The following is a 24,027-nucleotide window of genomic DNA, read 5'->3' on the forward strand; positions in this document are numbered from 1 at the left end:
ATTTTCTTAATTTTATCCATGTCTTTAAAAGGAAAGCCGTGTCAGAAATGTAATCACATCGTAGAAATTCGTTATCGTATTCAATGGGATAGCAGTGGTAAGTGGTATCAAGTTTGTCTAAACTGTTGGCAAAAAGTATCACAAAATAATCCCCAGTATCGTTATGGGGGTACTTGGAAGGCGAAAAAAAAGCGATCTTGATTGAATTGACAATTAACGATGGACAATTGACAATGGATAATGAAAAGAATCCATTAAAATTAAGACTAAATAACTGTTAATAATTTAACCCTATGATAATTAAAGCAACCACCAGACACATTAGAATTTACTCAGCAGAGGTAAAAAATAATGAGCTAGTACCTTCAGAGAAGGTTTTAACCTTAGATGTTGATCCAGATAATGAATTTAACTGGGATGAAGTGACTTTACAAAAAGTATATCGCAAGTTTGATGACTTAGTAGAAAGTTATAGCGGAGAAGATTTGACGGACTATAACCTTCGTCGTATTGGCTCTGATTTAGAACATTTAATCCGTGACTTGTTGACCAAAGGGGAGATTAGTTATAACCTCGATGCAAGGGTTCTTAATTATAGTATGGGTTTACCCCGTGTGGATGCTCCCGAAGCCGATGGAAAGTATCAATTATCTTAGTTAGGTATTAGCTATGGGGTAATGAGTAAGAAAATATTATGGTATCTAGTTCTAATAACTCTTCCACTAAAGAACTTATTCATAAATTTTTTGCATAAAAAAAGAAGGCAGACTGTTTGCCTCCTTCTGAGATAAAACAAGGGGCTTGTTACCCCTTGCCTAACGCCCAAGGGCGTTAACATAAATTATTTGATAGATGCTTTAGCACCAGCTTCTTCCAACTGTTTCTTGATAGCTTCAGCATCTTCTTTGCTAGTAGCTTCTTTGATAGCTTTAGGAGCAGATTCTACTAACTCTTTGCTTTCTTTTAAGCCTAAACCAGTGATACCACGAACGACTTTAAGAACAGCCATTTTAGCATCACCGAAACTTTCGAGAACCACATCAAATTCGGTTTTTTCTTCAGCTTCTTCAGCGGCGGCAGCGGGAGCAGCCATCATCATTCCACCGACAGGAGCAGCGGCACTTACACCAAATACTTCTTCGATTTGTTTAACTAACTCAGAAGCCTCTAAAAGACTTAGGGTTTTTAATTCTTCAACAATATTTGCTACTTTATCAGACATGATTAAATTCAATCTCCTATTTTTGTTTAATTAGAAAAAATACAGTCACAAGGGTAAAACCTAGGCCGCTTCTTCTTGTTGTGATTTAACAGCATCCACCGCACGAGCCAAGGAACTAGGTACTTCGTTAATGCTACGAGCGATTTTCGCAGTAATAGCATTGATAGAACCAGCAATTTGACCGATGAGTTCTTCTTTGGTGGGTAAGTCAGCGAGGGCTTTTACTTGCTCTTTGGTAAGGGCTTTGCCTTCCATCACTCCGCCACGACATTCGCTTTTTTTGCGATCTTTGAGGAATGCTTGGTAGGCTTTTACAGTACCGCCGAGGTTTTCTGCGTCAGCTAGAATAAAAGCGGAAGAACCACTGAGAAATTCGTTCATGGGTTCCCAAGTTGCGTCTCCTTCGATGGCTTTGCTCATTAAAGTGTTTTTGGTCACTTTACAGCTTCCGCCTTGTTCTCTTAGGCGATTACGCAAATCGCTAATGTCAGCTACACTAAGCCCTTGATAATCGATGACTAATGCTAGTTGGGATTCAGCGAGCAAGCCTTTAATATCGGCTACCTCTTTCTTTTTGCTTTCAAGGGATTTAGATATTGTTCTCACCTCCTGAGGTGTCTAATTTTTGTGGCTTTGACAATGGTTGAGTTTTAACCCTAGAATTGTCACACACCAACTTAAAATAAAAAACCCTTACTATTTCTAGCCGGGTTTTTGGTTGATGATTTTTGAGATAATTTTTAATATAGTTGGTTTAATTCTTGGTATTGAATTTCACCTTTTATAAGTATCTGCATCAACCTAGGCAGGGATTTTAAGCATTTTTGCTCCTGCTGTCTTCGGCTTTGGCCAAATTAATATAATATTTTGACTTTCCAACATACTATGTTAACGAAGATTATATTTTAAGTCAATAGCTTGTGAAAAGATTTTGATTTACCGTAATAATATTTTTTGGCTGTTTTCATTAAACCCTATTTATCAATATTGTGACGATCGCTCTTTGAAGTTGCTCTAGTTGAAGGGGTTTGGTAAGAAAATCGTTCATCCCAACGGATAAACACTGGTTTTGGTCTTCGGGGAGAGCATTGGCAGTAAGGGCAATAATATAGGGCTGGGGGCGATCGCCCTTTCTAATTTCTTCGGTGGCTTCAATACCGCCCATATGAGGCATTTGTAAATCCATCAAAATAACGTCATAATCCTTTTGAGCAACCTTTTGTAAAACCTCTAACCCATTGAGAGCCACATCTGCTTGATAACCCAATTTTTTGAGCATGAGTAGGGCGACTTTTTGATTAACTCGATCATCTTCAGCGAGGAGAATTTTAAGCTCGGATTTATCTTTTGTAAGGTTTATAGGCAATAGACTAGAGCTAGGTGGAGACGATGAATCAGGTTGCTGATAAATAGGAAGATTAATGGTGAAATAAAAGATTGAGCCGTGGTTAATATCTGGGGATGGACTCCAATTTTCTGGGGGATTTCCGCCGATGTTGCCCTGACTTTGTACCCATATTGTGCCTCCCATGAGGTTAATGAGACTTTTAGAAATGGCTAATCCTAGCCCTGTACCGCCATATCTACGGCTGATGGATGTGTCGGCTTGGGTAAAGGGGGTAAATAATTGTAAAATGCGATCGCCCTTAATACCAATACCAGTATCTTGGATAGAGACAATTAACCCTTGTTGAGAATTATCCCCCAAAAAATCACTATCAAGCTGAATATTAATTTTAATAAAACCTTCAGAAGTAAACTTAAAAGCATTACTGATTAAATTAAGAAAAACCTGACGAATACGAGAACTATCCCCCACAAAATCTGAGGCAATAGCATCATCAATGTGATACTGAAAATCAATGTTTTTCTCGGTAATCTGTTTAGAAAAAAGAAGCGTGATAGATTTCACCAACTCCCTGAAAGACAAAGGTTCTTGTTCTAAATCTAACTTACCAGATTCAATTTTAGAAAAATCAAGAATGTCATTAATAATAGTCAATAGTACCTTGCCACTTTCTTCGATGGTATCTACCAAGTCTTTTTGTTCAGGGGAAAGGGAAGAAAGAGCGAGAAGTTGAGCCACCCCAATGACACCATTCATGGGGGTTCTAATTTCATGGCTCATATTAGCTAAAAAACTACTTTTGGCAAGGGCGGCAGCTTCCGCATCCTCCTTGGCTTGAGCAAGGGCAAAAGCGATTTGTTGAGCTTCGGTAATATCCCTTGATACCCCGACTATCATCATAACGTTACCTTGGTCATCGAAAATGGGAGATTTAATAGTAGAAAAAGATCGCTCTACCCCATCATGACGTATGGATTTTTCTTCAATGATCAAAGATTTTTTTGTGTTGATGACAGTCTGATTATCTTTTATATATTGTGCAGTATATGCAGGATTATTGTGAGGGGCATCGATAATGCCTTTTAACTCCTTCAAATCCATATTATAAAAATCTCGGAAAGCTTTATTTCCCCAGATCAATTCCCCAAGGGGGTTTTTAACTAAAATTATATCGGAGGTGGAGTCGAGGATTTGATGATATTGTTGTTCACTTTCTCGGAGGGCTTCTTCGGCTTCTTTGCGATCGCTTATATCGTGTATATATCCATACCATGTGGTGCTACCATCCAACTCTTTTTGGGGAGTCGCATTACCCAATACCCAAATGACCTTATCATCTTGAGGACAAAGTCTATACTCACAAATCCAAGGATTCATGGTGGCAGCAGATTCTAAAATAGAATCAAATAATTTATTAGTATCATCGGGATGGATTCGTTCAAAAAGTGCATCGGCGCTGTCGTACACATCAAGGGGTTGTAAACCAGATAAATCAGTAATACCCGAACTCATATAAGGGCAATGGGAAGTGCCATCAGGTTTGAGGGTATATTGATAAATCATACCGGGGATATTGTCGGCTATTTTTTCAAGGCGATGTTGAGAGTCAACTTGCTTGGTAATATCTATCATTACTCCTGTCCAAGCTATATCACCATTTTTCCTTTTTTCGGGGCGATCGTGGGCTTGTAACCATTTCAATTTACCACTAGGGGTAATAAATCTAAACTCAAACACCATGGCTTTCATGGTTCTCATGGACTCCAATGTAATTGCTTCAAATCCTTGAATATCATCAGGATGAATTACTCTAGCAAAGTTTTCCACATCCTTCAAAAGGTCATCAGGGGATAATTCCAAAATATCTTGTACTGCCTGACTAGCATATTCAAAGTATGGATTACCATTGACAGGTTGTACATAGACATAAATAATACCAGGACAAGAGAGGGCTAATTGATAAAATTTTTCTTCGCTCTGTCGCAGGGCTATTTCTATTTCTTTGAGTTGGGTAATATTTCTGCCAGAGGAGTGAATTTCGATCAATTCTCCTGACTCATCAAAAAATCCTTGGTTAAGCCATTGTGTCCAAATAATATCGCCGCTACTAATCACATTTCTATTTTCAACATAAAATTCTGGATTTTCGGGAGACATTTTCAGTACCAATGCCATAATTTTATCCATGTCTTCGGGGAAGACTACCTCTGACCATTTTTTACCAACGGTTTCTTGGGGCGAGAGGTTGAGGGTTTCGGAAAATGAGTTATTACCAAAGATAATGGTACAGTCCGGGTTGGTATTTTTATTGATAAGGTGCGATCTAATTACAAAATCCGTTTGTTGCTCTACTAATTGCCGATAACGACTTTCATTTTGATTCATGGTTTGCTGAATCTGACTCGCCATGGAGAAAAAAGACCTAGATAATTTTTCTATTTCAGCAATGTTGGTATAGTTTTTTTGAGGGTATTTAACAATATTTCCTCGGGCAAAATTTTCATTAGCTTTTAATAGTCGTGATAGGGGTTGACTAATTTTTTTTGTGGTAAAAATACTAATAAAAGCAGCACTGATAAAGGTTAAAAAAGAGATGACGAAGGTATTCTCAAGGTTGCGTTGAAGTTCAGCGGTAAAGTCTTGGGTAGGAACAATGGTAAGAATTGCAAAATTTAAACCATAGTTATCTTGATAAGGAGTTATTTTAACAAAAACCTCTGAATCATAAAGAAAAAGATCCTCTGTTAATTCAGTGAGGTTATATCCTGCTCCTTGGGATTGATCTATTAATTTTAGGGCAGAATCAACCGTGGTATCTCCTATGTCTGAGGGGGTAATTCTTTGGGCCACTCCTTGTTCATTAAGGCGAAATGGTGGTTGTCCATGGGAACTAGCTACCAAAGAACCTGATTCATTGAGAATAACTATTTTACCTGCGTTACCGACTCTAATTTGTTGAAGTATGTCACTGATTTTTGATAGGCTAATGTCTACAGATACTACTCCCACAACTTGATTATCTTCCAATATGGGGGTACTGGCACTGATGTATAAATCAGAGGGCATTTCTGTCCAATGATAAGGATGAGTCCACACTGCTCTTTTTTGCACTTCGGCTTCTGTAAACCATGGTTCGGAGTTGATATTTGGGATATATTCTTCTAAATATTCGTCGGTGAGGTTGCCTTGATTGTCGGCTTGGTATCGATAAATGGTATTGATTTCTGGTGAACGAATGATACTAATTTCGTTGTCTATTTTGCCATGCCCTGCCCCTACAAATTCTCCGTTGCCATTACCGTAACTAAAGTAGTTAAAGTCGTAGGTTTGTTGTTGTTGCCAAAAGTATGTACCTAGTTGTTCAAGGTTGTTCGGCTCAAGAAAGCCTGATGTTATTAATCTTTGGTTTAGCTGATTTATTTCTTGGGCTTGTTGAAAGTATTCGTCTAGGGTATTGGTTACTTTGTCAGAGGTTTTGGTCATCAATTGATTACTTAGGTTATTGATGCTTCTTTGTCCGCTACGGTGTGAAACGTATCCAATGATGCTTACTACTCCAAAAATTTGACATACAAAGGGGATAATAATAATCCACTGTAGGCGGATTAGTTTACCTTTTTTTTTCCTTTGTGAAGGGTTACGGGGCGATCGCATTTTAGGGCTTACGTTGCAAAGTATTTTTTTCCCATTGTATAGTTAGAAAATGGGAAATATAAATTATTAATTAAAAAATCAATAAATATTAATACAGTTGTTTTATCAATCATCCCTAAGTATTCTGAAAACAAAGATTAGTCGGTATCCGAGATTACAAATTAGGTTAGAGATAAAATAAGAAAAGAAAAGATGGCAGTGGCCCCTATCTAAAACTCATTTGCAATGATACAAAAAATAAAAAAAAGTTTAAATCAAACAAAAATCACTAACTTTTTAGCTATTGGGGGACTATGTGGTTTATTACATCTAGGAATACTATACAGTTTAACTTCTATATTAAAAATAAACTACTTAATTTCAACTATGATTGCAATTTTTTTAGTAAATTTTGTTAGTTTTTATTTAAATAAAAAGTTAACTTTTAGAACTAGAAAAAAATTATTTTGGCGAGAGTTATGGAAATTTTACAGCGTAATGGCTTCCAGTCACTTTATTAATATACTAGGGGTATTTTTTTTGGTAGATATAGCAAAAGTCGGCTATTTATTGGCCAATATTTTTTGTACAGCGATATTAACCCCTTTTAACTACTTCTTTCACCACAGTTGGAGTTTTAATAAGAAAAAGAAAAAAAAATCTCGGTCATAGACTCTAAAGCGAGGAAGTTGTTTGATAAAATAATTTATCCCAATCTTTGGTTATTTCACTATGGGGAAAATCTTCTGGCTTCGAAATCAAATCAAAGGCTTTATTACGGGCATTAGGTGCAGTGAGCGCCGCGATAACAGTGTTTGCCACATCACCCCGAGGAATAGAAGTGGGTACACCATCGGGAGGGGAGTTTAAGAAATTATCGTCTTTCCCAACTAATAATTCTCTGCGTCCGTCGGGTTTGTCTAATAAGCCTCCTGCTCGAATAATGGTGTAGTCGATGCCTGAGTCAATCAAATATTCTTCTGCTTTACGTTTCCATAATAAGATGTTGCCGTTTCCTAGGCTATTGAGGGGATGGTTCGGATTTGTTCCACCCATTGAACCGACTAAAATTATATGTTTGATGCCTACTTCTTTGGCAATGTCGATTTGATTTTTTTGTCCTTGCCAGTCAACTATTTCGGGTGTCCCATGGTCAGGAAATTCAAATTCTGGTCGTTTTCCTTCTTGGGGAATGTCTTTCATTTGGGGGGTAGCACTGGTAAGAATAATTAAGGTTTGACATCCTTCCATGGCTTTTTCTAGGTCGTTTTCGCTCAATATATCTCCGATTAAAAAATCTTTTGTGGTGCCAAAAATTTGTTGTGCTTTTTCTTGCGATCGCCCGAAACCTATTACTTGAAAATCATTACTTTGGGTTTGCAATTTTTTGACTACTAATGAGCCTGTTCTACCCGTTGCCCCAGTTACTAAAATTTTAAGCATTAAATAGATGTTTAACTAAAATTAATTTTTACTTCCAAATTTTTATTGTACTTCAGAAGATTAGTTAGTAGATTTTAAGTGAGATCGTCATGGCTCAAACTTTCTATGGAAAAACCGTGGACATCCTCCATGGGGATAGTTTTCAGCCCAATAGTTGGTAATGGGTTCTGAAAAATTTGCCCCATCACCTATTCATCAAAACCTAATTAATGGACTCTACACTGTTTGGAGTGGCAGCTGGACGATTAGAAAAGGATTGCCACATGGTTACTCCCACAATACTAGCTAAAATAACCCCTGCGATCGCCCCAAATATTTTACCTTTATTACTCGACTCTTCTTCCATCTCAATCTCTTCCGCATCGCTGGGATCTTCAGAATGAGCATAACGATTATACAAAAAGTCGATGGCTTCGTTGCGTAATTCATAATAACGAGGATCTTCGGTGACACGATCCCGAATGCGAGGGCGATCAAAAGGAAGTTCCATAATTTCTCCAACTTTAGCACTAGGACCATTGGTCATCATGACGATGCGATCGGCTAAAAATAAGGCTTCATCAATATCATGGGTAATCATTAACACCGTCAAACCATTATCAGCCCAAATTTTTAATAATTCTTCCTGTAACTCCTCCTTGGTGATAGCATCTAACGCTCCAAAAGGTTCATCTAAAATTAATACTTCTGGTTTGATGGCTAAGGCACGGGCGATCGCCACTCTTTGTTTCATCCCCCCCGAAATTTGTCCTGGTTTTTTGTGGGCAGCCTCCGTTAAACCCACCATTTCTAGGTGATGATTAACAATTTCTTTTTTCTCTAAATCTGACTTATGCCCATATACCGTATTCACGGCCAGATAAACATTTTCATAAGCAGTCTTCCAGGGTAGCAAAGAATAGTTTTGAAACACCATCATGCGGTCTGGTCCTGGTTCGGTGATGGCTTTATCATGGAGAGTTACAGTGCCGCTAGAAGGGCCATGGAAACCCGCCACCATATTTAAAAGGGTTGATTTGCCACAGCCAGAATGACCGATTAAACAGATAAATTCACCTTTTTTAACCTGAAGATCTACTCCATCTAAAACTACATATTCACCTTTTTCGGTGGGATATACCTTAGAAACGCCACTGATATTTAAAAAAGCCTGATCTTCTTTTGATAATTTAACTTGAGAATTTGCCACGGTTTGCATTGTCCTTATGCCTAATTTGTTTGTGATAGAAATTTTTATTTATTCAAAATAAGGAAAGAAAAAAATTAATTGTCCATTGTTAGTTCTTTTGCCTTATTAAGAAAGATCATCATTGAAAAACTATCCTACTGGTTGATCCAAAAGTACCTCCGAGACTCGAAAATCTCGTTTAATACTGAGTCTTTCAAGATAGCCGAGGGGATCATCAGGATTGAATACCATACCATCAAAGAAGGTTATATTCTGACGACTGGGGGCAGAATCAGGTAAATTTAACTGACGTAAAGCCTCCCCTAAAAGATCGGGACGGCGCACCCTTTCTAGTACCTCAATCCAGTTGCGAGGGAAGGATATATAACCCCATCTTGCCAACTGGGTTAGTACCCATAATCCCTCTGAGCGGGAGGGGTAATTGGCTTGATCGACAAAAAATTGATTGTAACGGAAGAGATTTTCTGGTTCGTCTTCTAGGTTACGGCGATAGGGCTCTGTAAAACCTGGTTTGAGGTATTCTGGGGATACTCCTAAGTATTCGGGTTTTGCCAGAATTTCTAAAATTTCTTGACGGTTCCGGCGATCATCACAATATTCACAGGCTCTGATGAGGGCTTTGATCAGGGCGATGTGGGTGAGGGGATATTTATTTGCCCATTCTTCTTTTACCCCTAATACTTTTTCGGGGTGTCCTGCCCAGATGTCTAAATCGGTAGCGATGACGTAGCCTTGATCATCTAAGACAGAATGGGTGTTCCATGGTTCTCCTACACAATAACCATCAATATTTCCTGCCTTCAGGTTTGAGACCATCTGAGCGGGGGGGATAACGGAAAGGGCTACATCTTGGTCGGGATCAATACCTCCAGAGGCTAACCAGTAACGCAACATGAGGTTGTGCATGGAGGAGGGGTGAACCATGCCGAAGGTATGAACTGCGTCGGGGGTAGAGGCGATCGCCCTTTGTAAGTCTTCGAGGGTTTTAACTCCTTGTTGAGCGAATTTTTTACTCAGGGTGATGGAGTTACCATTACGACTTAGTACCATGGCTGTCACCACGGAAACAGGAGTTTTATTCCTTGCCCCAAGGGTCATACTTAGGGGCATTCCTGCCAACATAGAAGCGGCATCCAAACGGTTTTCGGCTACCCCAGAGCAAACAGTTTTCCAACTTTTCTCACGGCTGAGGGTAACTTGGCTTAATCCTTCCTCCTCAAAGAAACCTTTTTCCTTGGCAATGATGAGGGGTGCGGAATCGGTGAGGGGCATAAAGCCCAAATTGAGGTTGATTTTTTCTAAGCCATTGGCAGCAATGGTAAGAGGACCCACCACAGTTTTGGTTTTGTTGGATCGTTTTTGTTGGTTGAGGAAGTAGACCATGTCGTTACGCAGGGCGTAGTAACTGGGGTGATTTACCACTTCTAAGCGGTGCCGTGGTCGGGGGATCGGTACTTCTAAAATCTGCCCGATATGGGCCTCTGGACCTGTGGTGAGCATCACTACCCGATCTGATAATAATAGGGCTTCATCCACATCGTGAGTCACCATGATGGTAGTAACGTGGTTCTGCTCGACGATTTCCATTAACCTTTCTTGTAAGTTTCCTCTGGTGAGGGCATCTAATGCTCCAAAAGGTTCGTCTAGTAGTAATACTTTGGGTTTGATGGCTAAGGCACGGGCGATCGCAACGCGCTGTTTCATACCCCCCGATAGTTGACCAGGTTTTTTGTTGGCGGCATGGCGTAAACCCACCATGGTAATAGCTTGATTGACTACGGCTTTTTTCTCCGCGGGGGATAAATCTTTCATCACTTCATTAACTGCCAAGGCGATATTTTGCCTTACGCTCAACCATGGCAGGAGGGAATAGTTTTGAAAGACTACCATGCGATCGGGTCCTGGTCCTTGAATCTGTCTTCCCTCAAGGATTACTCCGCCATTACTAGGCAAGTCTAACCCTGATACCATATTTAAAAGGGTGGATTTACCGCACCCAGAGTGTCCGATGAGAGAGATAAATTCCCCTTTTTTGATTTTTAAATCAATATTCTTGAGGGCGATATATTGACCGCCATCGGGGAGGGGGAATACTTTGTCTAGTTGATCAATTTCTATAAATGAAGACATGGTGATAATGGATAATGGATAATGGATAATTGAGAATTGATAATAAAAACTTTTATATGCAGTGGAGAAATTTAAAACAGAGAGCCGTTGATTGATTGATTGATTAATTATCATTTAACTATTCCCCGTTCCCTGTTCCCCATTCCCTAAATTCTATTTTTGTTCTTCGGCAACCACTAAGGAAGCAATAAAGCTCACGAGGCGATCGAGAAGTAAACCAATGATTCCCACATAGATGAGGGCGATAATGATTTCTGACATAAAACCGCTATTGTACGCATCCCAGATAAAGAAACCGATACCCACACCACCTACCAACATTTCTGCGGCAATAATTGCTAACCAAGATAAGCCGATGCCGATTTTTAAACCAGTAAAAATATAGGGCAGGGTAGAAGGAATAAGAATATTGAAAAAGAATGTGATTTTAGAAAGATGCAACACCCTAGAAACATTACGATAATCTTGGGGGATTTGTTGCACTCCTACGGTGGTATTGATAATGATGGGCCAAATTGCAGTGATAAAAATTACAAAAATAGCACTAGGATCAGCCTGACGCATGGCGGCGAGGGAAATGGGTAACCATGCAAGGGGGGGGATGGTTCTTAGTACCTGAAATATGGGGTCAAGGGCGGAGTAAAATAATTTGTTACTACCAATTAAAATTCCCAAGGCAATACCCACAACGGTGGCGAGGGAAAAACCAATGGCTACTCTCCTTAAACTAGCAAGAATTTGCCAAAATAATCCTTTGTCAACCCCGCCATTATCAAAGAAGGGATCAATGATATAGGGATCCCAAGTGTCTTGGATTACTTCGATGGGAGTGGGTAACGCCATATCTTCGGGGGATGCTAGGATTTGCCAGATAACTAACAGAATAAATAAAGCGACAATAGGGGCAATAATTTTTTGAGGAGATTTGAAAACAGCTTTTAAGACAGAATTGATCGGATTATTTTTTTTGAGTGAACCTGTTTGAGCAACCATGATATTTAATTAATAATTGATAATTGATAATTAATAACAGGGGAGTTTGACTTTCATAAATGTCTTATTACTCCCATAAATACCTAACACCTAAAACCTTTTTTTTAAATTGCTTTGAATTCGAGACTATCTAAGTAGGCTTGAGGATTTTCGGGATCAAAGGTAGTACCATCAAAGAAGGTTTCTACTCCCCTTGATGTTTCGGTGGGAATTTGCTCGGTGGGAGTGCCGATCGCCTCGGCGGCCTCTCTCCATAAATCTTCTCTATTAACTTCATCTACGAGGGCTTGGGTGTCAGTATCAGCAGGAATATAACCCCAACGGATATTTTCGGTCAAGAACCATAAATCATGGCTTTTGAAAGGATAGGAAGCGTCGTCGCGCCAGAATTTCATGGCATACTCAAAGTTTTCTTCAACTCTTCCTGTACCAAAGTCAATATTACCTTTAGATCTTTCGACGATGTCTTCATAAGGTACTCTAAACCATTTGTTTTGGGATACTATTTGACACATTTCTTCGACGTTTTCGGGGCGATCGCACCATTGTTGAGCTTCTAAGACCGCCATTAACAAAGCACGAGCCGCTTTGGGATTTTGGTCAACCCAATCTTTACGCATGGCAAAAGCTTTTTCGGGATGATTGTTCCATAACTCCCCAGTCACAAGAGCAGAATATCCTTCCCCTTGTCCTACCAACTGAGCATTCCAAGGCTCTCCTACACAGAAGGTATCCATGGTATTGGTTCTCATATTTGCCACCATTTGTGGAGGGGGTACAGGTACCACGGAAGCATCACCGTCAGGATTAACACCGTTAGCTGCTAACCAATAACGCATCCATAAATCGTGGGTCCCCCCAGGAAAAGTCATCGCTGCGGTGAAGTCCCTACCTTCCGCAGTAGCTTGAGCCACCGCCTCCTGCAATCTTTCGGCAGAATCCAAGGTTATATCAGGGAAAGCGTTACTAACGGAAATTGCTTGACCATTGGTATTGAGACGAGCCAAAATATACATCGGCACAGGTTGATTAGTGGTGGTTCCCAATGTCATCTGGTAAGGCATGGGAGTTAAAATATGCGCCCCGTCAATACCACCACCCGCCGAACCTAACTCAATATTATCCCGAGTAACGGGCCAAGAGGCTTGTTTTAATACTTCCACATCGGTCATACCATATTTGGCAAAAATCCCTTTTTCTAGGGCTATAATCAAGGGAGAAGCATCGGTGAGGGCGATAAAACCAAACTTGGCAGAAGTAGTTTCGGGAGCGTTTTCTCCCATGTCAATGGTTTCTACTTGTTCGACGGTTGTTGTGCCATTGTCTGCACCGCAACCATGTAATATGGCCGCTCCTACGGCGGTTAAACCACTGGTGACAAGGAATTTTCTACGGGATAATCTGCTCATTTTTCTTCGCTACGTTAAGACATATTAATTAAATCGTTGTTAAATTTATATTTTCTTTACAATTATTTCTCGGTATCAATTGTTACCATCCGCAGTTTTATATGAATTAAATGCTAAAATGACATGATAAAAACGCATACTTCTCTCTATGATTGATATTGAAATTTACTGTTGTGAATAAGGGTAGGGGATTGTGGGAAAGAAGAATAGGGTAAAAAAAAGAATGAAATATTCAGAATGCGATTTTGTGGATCAATAAAAATCGGAAAATAAAATAAAATCTGTGATGATTGTAGAAGAGGATCTATTTTGTAACGATGAAAAGTAGTGGGATTTATTAATAAGTAACTGAAAATAAGGGACTTTTTAACCAAAGATAAGTTGATCCCATCCTTAACCTTGCTATAATCAGGGGAGTTTTCATACTACCATCAAAGAATCCGTAAAAAATAAGAATGATCTGGCCCTTTAAACCCAACACAAAAAAGAAAATTGCCAAAATTGAAATTAATGGAGCCATCGGCTCAAGTACCCGTGTGCAGGTTTTAGAAGCATTAAAAACCGTTGAAGAGAAAAAATATCCAGCCCTACTATTGCGCATCGACTCCCCCGGAGGTACTGTTGCTGATTCTCAGGAAATATATTCAGCCTTGAGAAAGTTGGGAGAGAAAATCAAGATAGTTGCTAGTTTTGGTAATATCTCTGCATCAGGAGGAGTTTATATTGGGGTAGGGGTGAATCACATTGTTTCCAACCCTGGCACCATTACAGGCAGTATCGGGGTTATCATTCGGGGTAATAACCTAGAAAAATTGTTGGAAAAAGTAGGGGTATCGTTTCAGGTGATAAAATCTGGCCCTTATAAAGATATATTGTCCTTTGATCGCAATTTAAGCCCAGAAGAAAGGGAAATTTTACAACAACTGATTGACAGCAGTTATGAACAGTTTGTGCAAACCGTTGCCGAAGGACGTAATCTGTCTGTAGAAACAGTGAAGAGTTTTGCTGATGGTCGTATTTTTAGCGGAGAACAGGCTTTAAAATTAGGATTGGTAGATAGACTCGGTGGAGAAGAAGATGCCCGTCGTTGGGCTTGTGAGTTGGTTAAACTAGATCCTGAAAAAACCGAATGCGACACTATCGAGGAACCAAAACCATTAATTAATCGTTTGCTTAATGGTCGTAGTCAGGTAAAATCAGGTGTAGGTTCAGCTATTAATTGGTTAGAATTTGAAGTTGCAACCAATGGACAACCTTTATGGTTATATCGTCCTTAGTTTATGATCATTCGCATTCAGTCGGGAAAGGAGTAATGTCACCCATGTGGAAAGTACGGGCAATTAGAGGGGCAACTACAGCCCAGAGTAATACTATTGATGCCATGAGAGATGCTATCAGTGAGTTGATGATGGAAATTGAGACTCGCAATCAACTTGATTATGATGATGTCATTAGTGTTATTTTTACTGCTACCCCTGATTTAGATATAGCCTTCCCCGCTGCGATCGCAAGGGAGCGCCCCCACTGGGCTAATGTACCCCTCCTCGACTTACAACAAATGAAAGTAGAAGGTAGCCTAGAGCGTTGTATTAGAGTTTTAATTTACTTCAATACCACCAAACCTCCTAGCGAAATTTATCACCCTTATTTACGCAAAGCCCAAAATTTGCGCCCTGATTGGAGTTTGGCTCAATTTTCCAGATATTAAGAATAATGAGGTTTTAATATCTCAGTGTTGTATTTATAATTTTTTCGTTTTAACTGTGTTGTTGTCAAAAAAACGTTATTTTTAAATATTAATTTTAATATGACTTGGGCTAACATTCTGGGTTTATTTGGGGCTATGACAATACTAGCATCAATCCCTAGTCTCAGTGTGTTAACTGTGTCTGCCAAGAGTGCTAGGGGTGGTTTTATCCATGGTTTTTTTACTACCCTTGGTATTGTTGCAGGAGATATTATTTTTATCGTGATTACCCTCTGGGGATTGTCTTTTTTGGAAGACACCATGGGAAATTTTTTTGTGTTGATAAAGTATATCGGCGGAGTATATTTAATATTTATGGGGATTACTATTTTTAAAGCAAAAACTAATAATCAAGTCCTCGAAAAAGCAGATATAAAATCTCTTTCTTCCAGTTTTTTGACAGGATTATTTATTACCCTTGGAGATCAAAAAGCAACCCTTTTTTACCTAGGTTTTCTACCTGCTTTTGTAGATGTCAGTAATATTTCTTTTTTTGACACGCTAATTATCATTTTAATAACAATTTTGAGCGTAGGAGGCGTGAAATTAATTTATGCTTTTATTGCGGGTAAGTCAAAGTTTTTAATCAATCAAAAAATGAGTAAAATAATAAATATTTCCGCAGGTTGTATCATAACTTGTGTGGGTATATTTATGATTATTCAGTAAAAATAATTATACTAAATCCCGTTTCAATAGTATACTAATTAGGGCGGGGAACAGGGAACGGGGAACGGATAGTAATTGTTTATTGTCAATTGTTACACGGTGAATAATAGTAAACTCTACTAATCGGATTTGGTATTATTTATTTTTTGTTTGTTTACATAAAATGAGGACGCAATAGTTTATGTACTACGTCCCCATTTAATATCGTGGAATTATCTACCTAATTATTATTAGTAGGTGGTAACTACAGAGCGACGACGACGGGTAAATTTACCATCACCGTTATTTTCCCCATCGCTGTTATCATTATCATCATCGCTGTTGTTGTCGTTGATGTCTGGTTGTACTTGTAACATGAAGACAACCAAAGGATTACTTCTTAGTTCTCTTTGAATTAATCTGTCTAAACTAGCTTCTACATCAAGACGAATACTCGACCAGTTGATTTCTTCATTACCATTCAATAATAAAGCACTCTTGATGCGATCGCCTATAGTCTTATCAACATTACGGCTAATCAACCGTTTCAACATGGACATCTCAATTTTACTAACAACCCCACGAAGATTAATTTGAGGCTCTTCTAATAGTCTGCCCTGATAGTTGACAGCTGCAACTACGGTAATGACACCATCTTGAGCAATTTGAGTTCTTTCTTCCATAACATGGGTACTGTGAACAATACCAGAGTTATCGACTAATTCAATACCAGAAGGCACCTTAGGCCCTTTGCGAATGGTATCGGGGGTTAATTCTATGGTGTCACCATTGTTAATGATAACGATGTTTTCCGGGGGAATACCCACACTTTGGGCAGTTTGTCCGTGTTTAACCAGCATACGATGTTCCCCGTGGACAGGGACAACAAACTTAGGTTTGGTGAGGGCTAACATCAGTTTTTGATCTTCTTGGCAACCATGGCCAGATACGTGAATCCCTAAATTTTTGCCATAAAGTACATTTGCCCCTTGCATCATTAACCTATCAATGGTGTTCACTACGGGAATAGTATTACCTGGAATAGGATTGGCGGAGAAAATGACAGTATCTCCCTGACGGATTTTCACTTGGCGATGTTCACCCCTAGAAATCCTTGTCATGGCGGCAAATTTTTCACCCTGAGAGCCTGTACAGAGGATTAATACTTGTTCATCGGGAAGCCGATTCATAGCCCCCAAGGGGATAAAGAGGTCTTCTGGACATTTGATATATCCTAGGTTACGGGCATGGGCAATGACATTCAACATAGAGCGCCCGACGATGGCAACCTTACGGTTATATTTTTGAGCCAATTCTAGTACCATATTCACCCGATGGACGGAGGTGGCAAAGGTGGTAAGTAATAAGCGCCCGTGGGATTGTAAAAAGATTTTCTCTAGGTTAGGATAAACGGATCTCTCTGAAGGGGTAAAGCCAGGTACTTCAGAGTTGGTGGAGTCTCCGAATATACATAGTATTCCTTCTTCTCCTAATTGGGCGAGGCGGTGGAGGTCAAAATATTCGCCATCTACGGGGGTGTGATCTACTTTATAATCCCCTGTATGGATTAGAACGCCTACGGGGGTATGGATAGCAAGGGTGAAGCTATCGGCGATGGAGTGGGTATTGCGGATAAATTCTACTTGGAAGTGTTTACCGATTTTAACAACTTCTCTAGGTCCTACAGTCTTAATTATAGTGCGATCGCTCAGTCCTGCTTCTTCTAATTTATCTCTGAGTAAAGACATGGCAAGACGAGGCCCATAGATAATGGGAGTGTCAATTTGTCTTAAATGATAAGGAATACCGCCGATATGGTCTTCATGACCATGGGTAGCCACGAAAGCCTTAATTTTATGGTTATTTTCCCGTAAATAGGTCATGTCAGGTAATACCACGTTAATACCGTGCATTCCATCGGTGGGGAAACCAATTCCCGCATCTACTAAAATTATTTCATCTTCGTATTCATAAATGCAGGTATTTTTTCCAATCTCATGGAGTCCACCAAGGGGAATTACTCTGAGGGCGTTTTTATTGCTTTGGACTTCTTGGTTATTTTTTTCGCTATTTTTAGCTTTAATTTTTGGGGTATCTTTCAATGTTTTTGTGGGTTTAGGGGTAGTATCGCTTGTTTTTCTCTTTCTGCCTTGAATTTTGTAAACTTTATTCATAAATTGTCTGTTTGCTAGAAATGTGTTTTTTTAGGAATTAATTTTGTTTAATAATCCTTTTTTCTCATCATAGATGAGGATTTTTTTACCAGATATTTAAAGCTCTTCATAAGTTAATTTTACCTAGAAAAATTTTATTTTTGATTTATTTAACATAATCATATCTTTTGAGCTTGATTTTTTTTACAGACACTTAAGTTCGTATTTTTTGACTAAAACGTATAAAAGTGTACTGTTATTTATTGATAATGTTGTGCGGGATATGTTTATTTTTAGTATGACCTCCTTTTTTTATGAACCGAAAACTTTTTTTCTAGTTGGAAAAACTTTAATTTTTTAAAATACTTAGTCTATTAATTGTTAAATTATTTTGACAATAAATCTAATTCTTGAAGAACCTTTTTTACTTCCAGTTTATGCTCTTCAGAGATAGGAGATAAGGGTAATCTAACACCACCGACATTCCATCCTAGTAGTTGTAGGGCTGATTTTAAGGGGATAGGATTGGTGTCACAAAATAATACTTTAAATATGAAGTGTAATTTTTGTTGAATTTCTTGGGCTAGTTTATTTTTTCCTAATTCGTAGGCGCTAATCATGGCTTGAATATCATTACCCACTAGATGACTAGCAACGCTAACTACTCCGACACCTCCCACGGTCATCATCGGTAGGGTTAAAAAGTCCTCTCCTGAATAGATTAACATATCATCACCACAAAGGGCGTTGATTTGGGCTGCTTGTTCCAAATTTCCACTAGCTTCCTTCACTGCCACTATGTTATCAAATTTTTCTCCTAGTTGCGCGATGGTTGTAGATTCGAGATTTTTTCCTGTTCTACCAGGGATGTTGTATAACATGATGGGTACATCTGGACAGGCAGAGGCGATCGCACCGAAATGACGATATAAGCCTTCTTGGGGGGGTTTGTTGTAATAGGGTACTACTTGTAAAGAACCGTCAATGCCTATTTTTTCAGCTTCACGGGTAAGGGCGATCGCACTGGTGGTAGAATTAGAACCCGTACCCATGATAATTTTACCCCGATTACCAACAGCGGACTTAATGACCTTTAAAAGTTCATTTTTTTCCTCATGCTCAAGGGCTGGAGATTCTCCCGTGGTACCACATACAACGATGCCATCGCTACCATTATCCACTAAATAACTAGCCAATTTTTCTGCCACACCATAATTAACAGAGCCATCCCCATTAAAAGGTGTCACCATTGCCGTCAAAACTCGACCAAAAATATAATCACTCATCGCTATTAATTTAATATCTCTTGGGGATTAGTCCAACCCTGAGCCAACAATTTTACATTTACATTACGTAGTTTACCAATTCAATGGGCAATGTACAACTTAAGGAAGTGATAATGGATAGTTGATGATGGATAATGGATGGTTAAACTTACTTAACACCTACCCTCATCAAAATTTTACTTTGAAAGATTGTCCAATAATAAATCAGCTACCTTCGCACTAGAGGCGGGATTTTGACCAGTAATAACTCTATTATCTTCTACCACAAAAACAGCCCAAGGCTCAGCGGCTTTCTCATAAATCCCCCCCTTCTCTACTAGGGCATCTTCTGTTAAAAATGGCACTGCTTTATCTAATTCCACTTGTTTTTCTTCTTCATTGGAAAAACCTGTTACTTTTTTACCCTTAACTAAATAATTTCCATCGGATAACTTAGTATTTAATAAGCCCACTGAACCGTGGCACACTGCGGAAACATAACCGCCATTTTCATAAATTTTTTGGCTAATAGTCTGTAATTCCTTGTTGTTAGGAAAATCCCACATAACCCCATGCCCACCAGCATAATAGATGGCAACATAATCATCAGAGTTAATTTCACTAGGTTTAAGGGTATTGCCCAAACGATTCATAAAATCTTTGTTTTGATACCATTGCCAATCGGTATCATCAGCCATGGCTAAGCTGTGAGGGTCAATGGGAGTATAACCTCCTTGGGGGCTGACGTAGTCAACTTCGTAACCTGCTTCCTCCACTTTTTTGACGAAATGGACGGCTTCCCCTAACCATAATCCTGTGGCACGGTTGAGACTGGGATATTTTTCGATGCTGGTTAAGACGACTAATATTTTTTGCTTGGACATAAGAAAGTATAAATAATTACAGTGACATTATAGTTGACTATTTTTTTTGTGATGGTGGGCAATGCCCACCCTAGGATTTAAAATTTATTGTTGAAGATGGGTTGTTAAAAATTCGGTGGTTTTTTCCCAAGCATCTTGGGCTGCTTCGGGGTTGTATCTGTTGCCTGATGAGTTGGCAAAAGCATGATCTGCATTTTCGTAGATGTGGATTTCCACTTCTTTGTTAAGACTTTGTAAAACTTGTTCAAATTCCCTAACTAATTCCACGGAGGGATTTTGATCTAGTTCGCCGAAAATACCGAGGATAGGCATTTCTAGGGTAGCTAATTTTTCGGGATCGGTGGTAATATTACCGCCATAATAAATTACGGTGGCATCTAATTGGGTGGGTAACAGGAGGGCTGTATTTAATGACCACAATCCGCCAAAACACCAACCCATGGAAGCTACTTTGGGGGCATTGGTTTCGTTTTTGAGGTAGTCATAGGCTTGGGTGATGTTGTCTTCTAGTTCGGGGCTAGAGGCGATCGCATTTTGTACTAATTTCATAGCTTCGTCAGGAGTTTCTGCTACATCCCCTTTGTACAAGTCAACAGCTAGGGCAACATAACCTTCCGCTGCCATTTTGTCTGTCATGGCTTTAATGTTGTCGTTTAATCCCCACCACTCATGGATCAAAATAACCGCTGGTAATGGCTCCTCAACCCCCGCAGGACGAGAAATATAACCTGATACCATCTCCCCATCGATTTGGGCATATTCTACCATTTCCCCCACTACCTCTGTTTTGGGCGCGTCGGCGATGATGCCTGTGGGTACGGGGCGATCGCCCTTATGAGCTTCTGCCATATAATTAACATAGTCGGAAGTAGTGGCAAGGGTAGGTTTATTGATGTTGAAAATTGCTAAGGATATTACAAGGAAAAAGGATGCTAGGGCAAAATAAATAAATTTACGCATATTGAATTGTTAAAGATGATATTTTGAATTGCTACTTCAAATCATTCTATGAGATATTTTCAAATCTTTAAAAGCATCAAGAAACAGACATTTATCCCTCTCGACTCTCAGCCAACGACTTTGTATTAAAACTTCTATACTAAAAAAAGGATGCAAAAGTTATTAGGAGACAAAATATGAACCCCAATCCCGCCATTATGAAATCTGTAGAACAATTAGATTATCGTGTCACGGTGGGTGATGTCGCTTCGGAGAGTGGCTTAGATGTTGCCCTTGCCCAACGGGAGTTGTTAGCCCTTGCCTCGGAGGCCGGAGGGCATTTACAGGTAGCGGAAACGGGGGATATGGTTTACGCTTTCCCCAACGATTTTCGGACTATATTACGGAATCGTTACTGGAAGTTGAGGGCGAAACAATGGCTTTCTAAGGCATGGGAGGTTATTTTTTATCTGATTCGTATTTCTTTTGGTATTCTGTTGATAGCATCTATTGTAATTTTAGCCATTGCGATCGCCCTTATCGTGATTGGTCTTTCTGCATCTAGGGGAGATAACGATAATCGCAGTAGTAACTCTCGGGGAGGCGGTGGAATGATGTTTATGCCAAATTTTTGGCTGATGCCTAATCCTTTCTCTATTTTTAGCCCTAGATACCATCGCAATAATTACTATTATCAACAGTCCTATCAGGGCAATGTACCCCCCCAACAAAGACAAGAAAGTGAGTTAAATTTCCTTGAAAGTATTTATTCATTCTTATTTGGTGACGGTAATCCTAACCCAAATCTGGAGGAAAGAAGATGGCAAGAAATTGGGGCGGTAATTCAAAATAATCAAGGTGCGGTAATAGCCGAACAAATTGCCCCTTATCTCGATAATATCAACATCTATAACGAAAGGGATGAAGATTATATGTTACCTGTCCTCACTCGTTTTAATGGTTATCCTGAAGTGTCGGAAACAGGAGATATTATTTACTACTTCCCTGAGTTACAGGTTAAGGCAAGTGTCAAGGGAAAAAGCTCTATTGCCCCTTATCTCGAAGAAAATAAATGGCAGTTTAGTATTGCTACCAGTTCTCAAAAAATTATGGCATTTGGACTAGGTGCTGTTTACTTTATTTTGGTGCTAGTATTTTATTCCCTCACACAACAAGATATATCAGCCTTATCTCCCGATTTAGTTTCCTTTGTGGATTTTGTGCGTTTTATTTATCCTATTCTTGTAAGTTATTCCGTGGCTTATTTAACAGTACCTTTAATTCGTTATTTTTGGCTTCAAACTCGCAATAATAAAATTGAAAAGCGTAATGAAAATAGACAAGAGAGGGCTGGTTTATTGATAGAAAATAAACAAGAATTACAGCCTAAAATTAATTATGCCCGTCAATTTGCCACCCAAAAAATTCTCAGTGAAGATGAGATGATTTACTCTACTGATCGAGATATGTTAGACAATTTACTAGAAGACTAGGAACTCAAAGTAGCTTGGAGGGGATTAGTTATGCTCACAATGCAATACAGAATAATCCCCCTAAATCCCCCGTGAATTCGGGGGACTTAAAAATAAAAGACAGACCCCATAACTATCTTGAAATGTCATTTATTTACTTCTCGATTTCCAGTGGTCTATATTTTTTTGTTTTTGACGGGCGATCGCCAATGCCCCATCAGGCACATCATGGGTAATGACTGAACCTGCACCGATGGTGACATCTTCACCGATGGTAACGGGAGCCACAAAGACACTATTAGAACCAGTTTTGGTGCGATCGCCTATAACCGTAGGATGTTTATTAACCCCGTCATAGTTAGCGGTAATAGTACCAGCGCCCACATTAACCTGATCTCCGAGGGTTGCATCGCCAATGTAAGATAAATGAGCCACGTTCGTTTTATTACCAATGGTGGATTTTTTCACCTCCACAAAATTACCGACACGACAATTTTCGCCAATATTTGCCTGTCCCCGCAAATGAGCATAAGGACCTATTTTGCTACCCGAAGCCACCTGACTATCGGTAATGGTGGAATAAAACACCTTAACACTTTCGCCAATGTGACTATTTTCGATAAAACTACCTGGTCCAATGTGACACCCTGAACCAATAACGGTATTACCCCTTAAATGGGTTTGGGGTTCGATAATCACATCACTACCAAGGGTGACAGTATCTTCAATGGTAATGCTATCAGGGTCAATCATAGTTACTCCTGCCATCATCCATGCTTCTTTTACCCTTGCTTGTAAAATATCATAGGCCACAGCCAATTGACGGCGATCATTAATACCATTAATTTCTAAAGAATCATCAACATCCAAAGCCATGACGGGGTTTAAATAGTCCACTACCTCAGTGAGATAATATTCTTTTTGGTCATTATTGGTGCTGAGTTTAGGTAATACTTCTTTGAGGGCATCCCAATTAAAACAATATACTCCTGCATTGACTCGGGGATTTTGTTTTTGGGCAGAGCTACAGTCTCGATGTTCTACAATTTGTTTAACAATATTGGTACTGTCGCAAAATACCCTTCCATAACCCGTGGGGTTGGATAAATTGGCAGTGAGGAGGGTTGCTTGGTTTTTATTTTCCTTATGGGTAGCGATCAATTTTTGGACAGTTTCGGGGCGTAATAGGGGTACATCACCGTTTAAAACCAATAAATCCCCTGAAAAGTCTTTGAGGGGTTCGAGTAACTGTTGAATGGCGTGTCCTGTGCCTAGTTGCTCTTTTTGTTCGACAAATTCTACTCCTTGAAGGTGATGGAGGGCTTCTTTTATTTTGTCTCCTTCATAGCCGATAATGATGGCGGTGCGATCGGGTTTTATCAGTTCACAAGAGGCGATCGCCCTTTCGACCAAAGTTTTATTTCCTAAAGGATGTAACACCTTCGGAAGTTTGGATTTCATTCTAGTTCCTTTGCCTGCGGCAAGTATTGCTACTGCTAACATGAGATATTTTTACTACCGTTTGCCCTAGAGTATATCATTAAAGGATTAC

20 protein-coding genes and 1 other annotated feature are annotated in these 24,027 nt (G+C 39.3%); of the genes, 7 read left to right on the forward strand and 13 right to left on the reverse strand.

The annotated features are described in order from the left end of the window. The first annotated feature begins 18 nt into the window (after window positions 1–18). Window positions 19–201: a hypothetical protein gene (locus tag AA637_RS01590; RefSeq protein WP_446683604.1), complete on the forward strand. Its 183-nt coding sequence runs from the start codon at window positions 19–21 to the stop codon at window positions 199–201. A gap of 92 nt (window positions 202–293) precedes the next feature. Further along, the gene (gene ndhM / locus AA637_RS01595; RefSeq protein ID WP_069789265.1) at window positions 294–656 is read left to right on the forward strand and encodes an NAD(P)H-quinone oxidoreductase subunit M; all 363 of its coding nucleotides are present in this window, start codon (window positions 294–296) and stop codon (window positions 654–656) included. A gap of 185 nt (window positions 657–841) precedes the next feature. Here ndhM and rplL read toward each other — a convergent pair whose 3' ends face one another. The 3 genes from rplL to AA637_RS01610 form a co-directional block, all read right to left on the reverse strand. Continuing rightward, window positions 842–1,222 (reverse strand): 50S ribosomal protein L7/L12, encoded by a 381-nt coding sequence (gene rplL, locus AA637_RS01600; RefSeq protein WP_069789266.1) that lies wholly within the window; start codon window positions 1,220–1,222, stop codon window positions 842–844. A gap of 60 nt (window positions 1,223–1,282) precedes the next feature. Further along, entirely contained in the window at window positions 1,283–1,819 is a 537-nt protein-coding gene (gene rplJ / locus AA637_RS01605) for a 50S ribosomal protein L10 (RefSeq protein ID WP_446684512.1), read from the reverse strand. 77 nt (window positions 1,820–1,896) lie between these two features. Beyond that, window positions 1,897–2,083: a sequence feature (ribosomal protein L10 leader region), on the reverse strand. Window positions 2,084–2,189: 106 nt separating this feature from the next. Then, a complete protein-coding gene (locus AA637_RS01610; RefSeq protein ID WP_446683605.1) occupies window positions 2,190–6,224 on the reverse strand; it encodes a PAS domain-containing protein in 4,035 nt (1,344 codons plus the stop codon). A 225-nt stretch (window positions 6,225–6,449) separates the two neighbouring features. Between AA637_RS01610 and AA637_RS01615 the strand changes: the two genes are divergently transcribed. Further along, window positions 6,450–6,875 (forward strand): GtrA family protein, encoded by a 426-nt coding sequence (locus AA637_RS01615; RefSeq protein ID WP_069789268.1) that lies wholly within the window; start codon window positions 6,450–6,452, stop codon window positions 6,873–6,875. 3 nt (window positions 6,876–6,878) lie between these two features. Here AA637_RS01615 and AA637_RS01620 read toward each other — a convergent pair whose 3' ends face one another. The 5 genes from AA637_RS01620 to AA637_RS01640 all read right to left on the reverse strand — a co-directional run bounded on the left by AA637_RS01620 (window position 6,879) and on the right by AA637_RS01640 (window position 13,367). Continuing rightward, entirely contained in the window at window positions 6,879–7,646 is a 768-nt protein-coding gene (locus AA637_RS01620) for an SDR family oxidoreductase (RefSeq protein ID WP_446683606.1), read from the reverse strand. Window positions 7,647–7,848: 202 nt separating this feature from the next. Next, window positions 7,849–8,844, reverse strand: a complete 996-nt coding sequence (locus AA637_RS01625; protein ID WP_446683607.1) for a nitrate ABC transporter ATP-binding protein — start codon at window positions 8,842–8,844, stop codon at window positions 7,849–7,851. Window positions 8,845–8,964: 120 nt separating this feature from the next. Continuing rightward, window positions 8,965–10,965, reverse strand: a complete 2,001-nt coding sequence (locus AA637_RS01630; protein WP_446683608.1) for a nitrate ABC transporter ATP-binding protein — start codon at window positions 10,963–10,965, stop codon at window positions 8,965–8,967. 153 nt (window positions 10,966–11,118) lie between these two features. After that, entirely contained in the window at window positions 11,119–11,958 is an 840-nt protein-coding gene (ntrB, locus tag AA637_RS01635) for a nitrate ABC transporter permease (RefSeq protein ID WP_069789272.1), read from the reverse strand. 104 nt (window positions 11,959–12,062) lie between these two features. Further along, the gene (locus AA637_RS01640; RefSeq protein WP_446683609.1) at window positions 12,063–13,367 is read right to left on the reverse strand and encodes a CmpA/NrtA family ABC transporter substrate-binding protein; all 1,305 of its coding nucleotides are present in this window, start codon (window positions 13,365–13,367) and stop codon (window positions 12,063–12,065) included. Window positions 13,368–13,822: 455 nt separating this feature from the next. Between AA637_RS01640 and sppA the strand changes: the two genes are divergently transcribed. From sppA to AA637_RS01655, 3 genes are all read left to right on the forward strand, one after another. Further along, entirely contained in the window at window positions 13,823–14,644 is an 822-nt protein-coding gene (gene sppA, locus AA637_RS01645) for a signal peptide peptidase SppA (protein WP_446683610.1), read from the forward strand. Between the two features lie 35 nt (window positions 14,645–14,679). Then, window positions 14,680–15,075 carry a chorismate mutase gene (gene aroH / locus AA637_RS01650; protein WP_069789275.1) on the forward strand — a complete coding sequence of 132 codons (396 nt, stop codon included), beginning with the start codon at window positions 14,680–14,682 and terminating at the stop codon, window positions 15,073–15,075. Between the two features lie 99 nt (window positions 15,076–15,174). Next, a complete protein-coding gene (locus tag AA637_RS01655) occupies window positions 15,175–15,783 on the forward strand; it encodes a LysE family translocator (protein ID WP_446683611.1) in 609 nt (202 codons plus the stop codon). 230 nt (window positions 15,784–16,013) lie between these two features. Here the strand turns inward: AA637_RS01655 and AA637_RS01660 are convergent, their stop codons facing one another. The 4 genes from AA637_RS01660 to AA637_RS01675 all read right to left on the reverse strand — a co-directional run bounded on the left by AA637_RS01660 (window position 16,014) and on the right by AA637_RS01675 (window position 21,024). Further along, window positions 16,014–17,936, reverse strand: coding sequence for a ribonuclease J (locus AA637_RS01660; RefSeq protein ID WP_446683612.1), 1,923 nt, complete (start codon window positions 17,934–17,936; stop codon window positions 16,014–16,016). 365 nt (window positions 17,937–18,301) lie between these two features. Further along, on the reverse strand, window positions 18,302–19,201 hold the full coding sequence (gene dapA / locus AA637_RS01665) for a 4-hydroxy-tetrahydrodipicolinate synthase (RefSeq protein WP_446683613.1): 900 nt from the start codon (window positions 19,199–19,201) through the stop codon (window positions 18,302–18,304). Window positions 19,202–19,377: 176 nt separating this feature from the next. After that, on the reverse strand, window positions 19,378–20,064 hold the full coding sequence (locus tag AA637_RS01670; RefSeq protein ID WP_446683614.1) for a type 1 glutamine amidotransferase domain-containing protein: 687 nt from the start codon (window positions 20,062–20,064) through the stop codon (window positions 19,378–19,380). Window positions 20,065–20,148: 84 nt separating this feature from the next. Then, window positions 20,149–21,024: a dienelactone hydrolase family protein gene (locus tag AA637_RS01675; RefSeq protein WP_446683615.1), complete on the reverse strand. Its 876-nt coding sequence runs from the start codon at window positions 21,022–21,024 to the stop codon at window positions 20,149–20,151. Between the two features lie 176 nt (window positions 21,025–21,200). Here AA637_RS01675 and AA637_RS01680 point away from each other — a divergent pair, with 176 nt between their 5' ends. Further along, window positions 21,201–22,496 (forward strand): hypothetical protein, encoded by a 1,296-nt coding sequence (locus AA637_RS01680; RefSeq protein WP_446683616.1) that lies wholly within the window; start codon window positions 21,201–21,203, stop codon window positions 22,494–22,496. A gap of 129 nt (window positions 22,497–22,625) precedes the next feature. Here the strand turns inward: AA637_RS01680 and glmU are convergent, their stop codons facing one another. Continuing rightward, window positions 22,626–23,978 carry a bifunctional UDP-N-acetylglucosamine diphosphorylase/glucosamine-1-phosphate N-acetyltransferase GlmU gene (gene glmU, locus AA637_RS01685; RefSeq protein WP_446683617.1) on the reverse strand — a complete coding sequence of 451 codons (1,353 nt, stop codon included), beginning with the start codon at window positions 23,976–23,978 and terminating at the stop codon, window positions 22,626–22,628. Between the last annotated feature and the right edge of the window lie 49 nt (window positions 23,979–24,027).

The organism is Cyanobacterium sp. HL-69, from assembly GCA_002813895.1.
GTDB lineage: Bacteria > Cyanobacteriota > Cyanobacteriia > Cyanobacteriales > Cyanobacteriaceae > Cyanobacterium.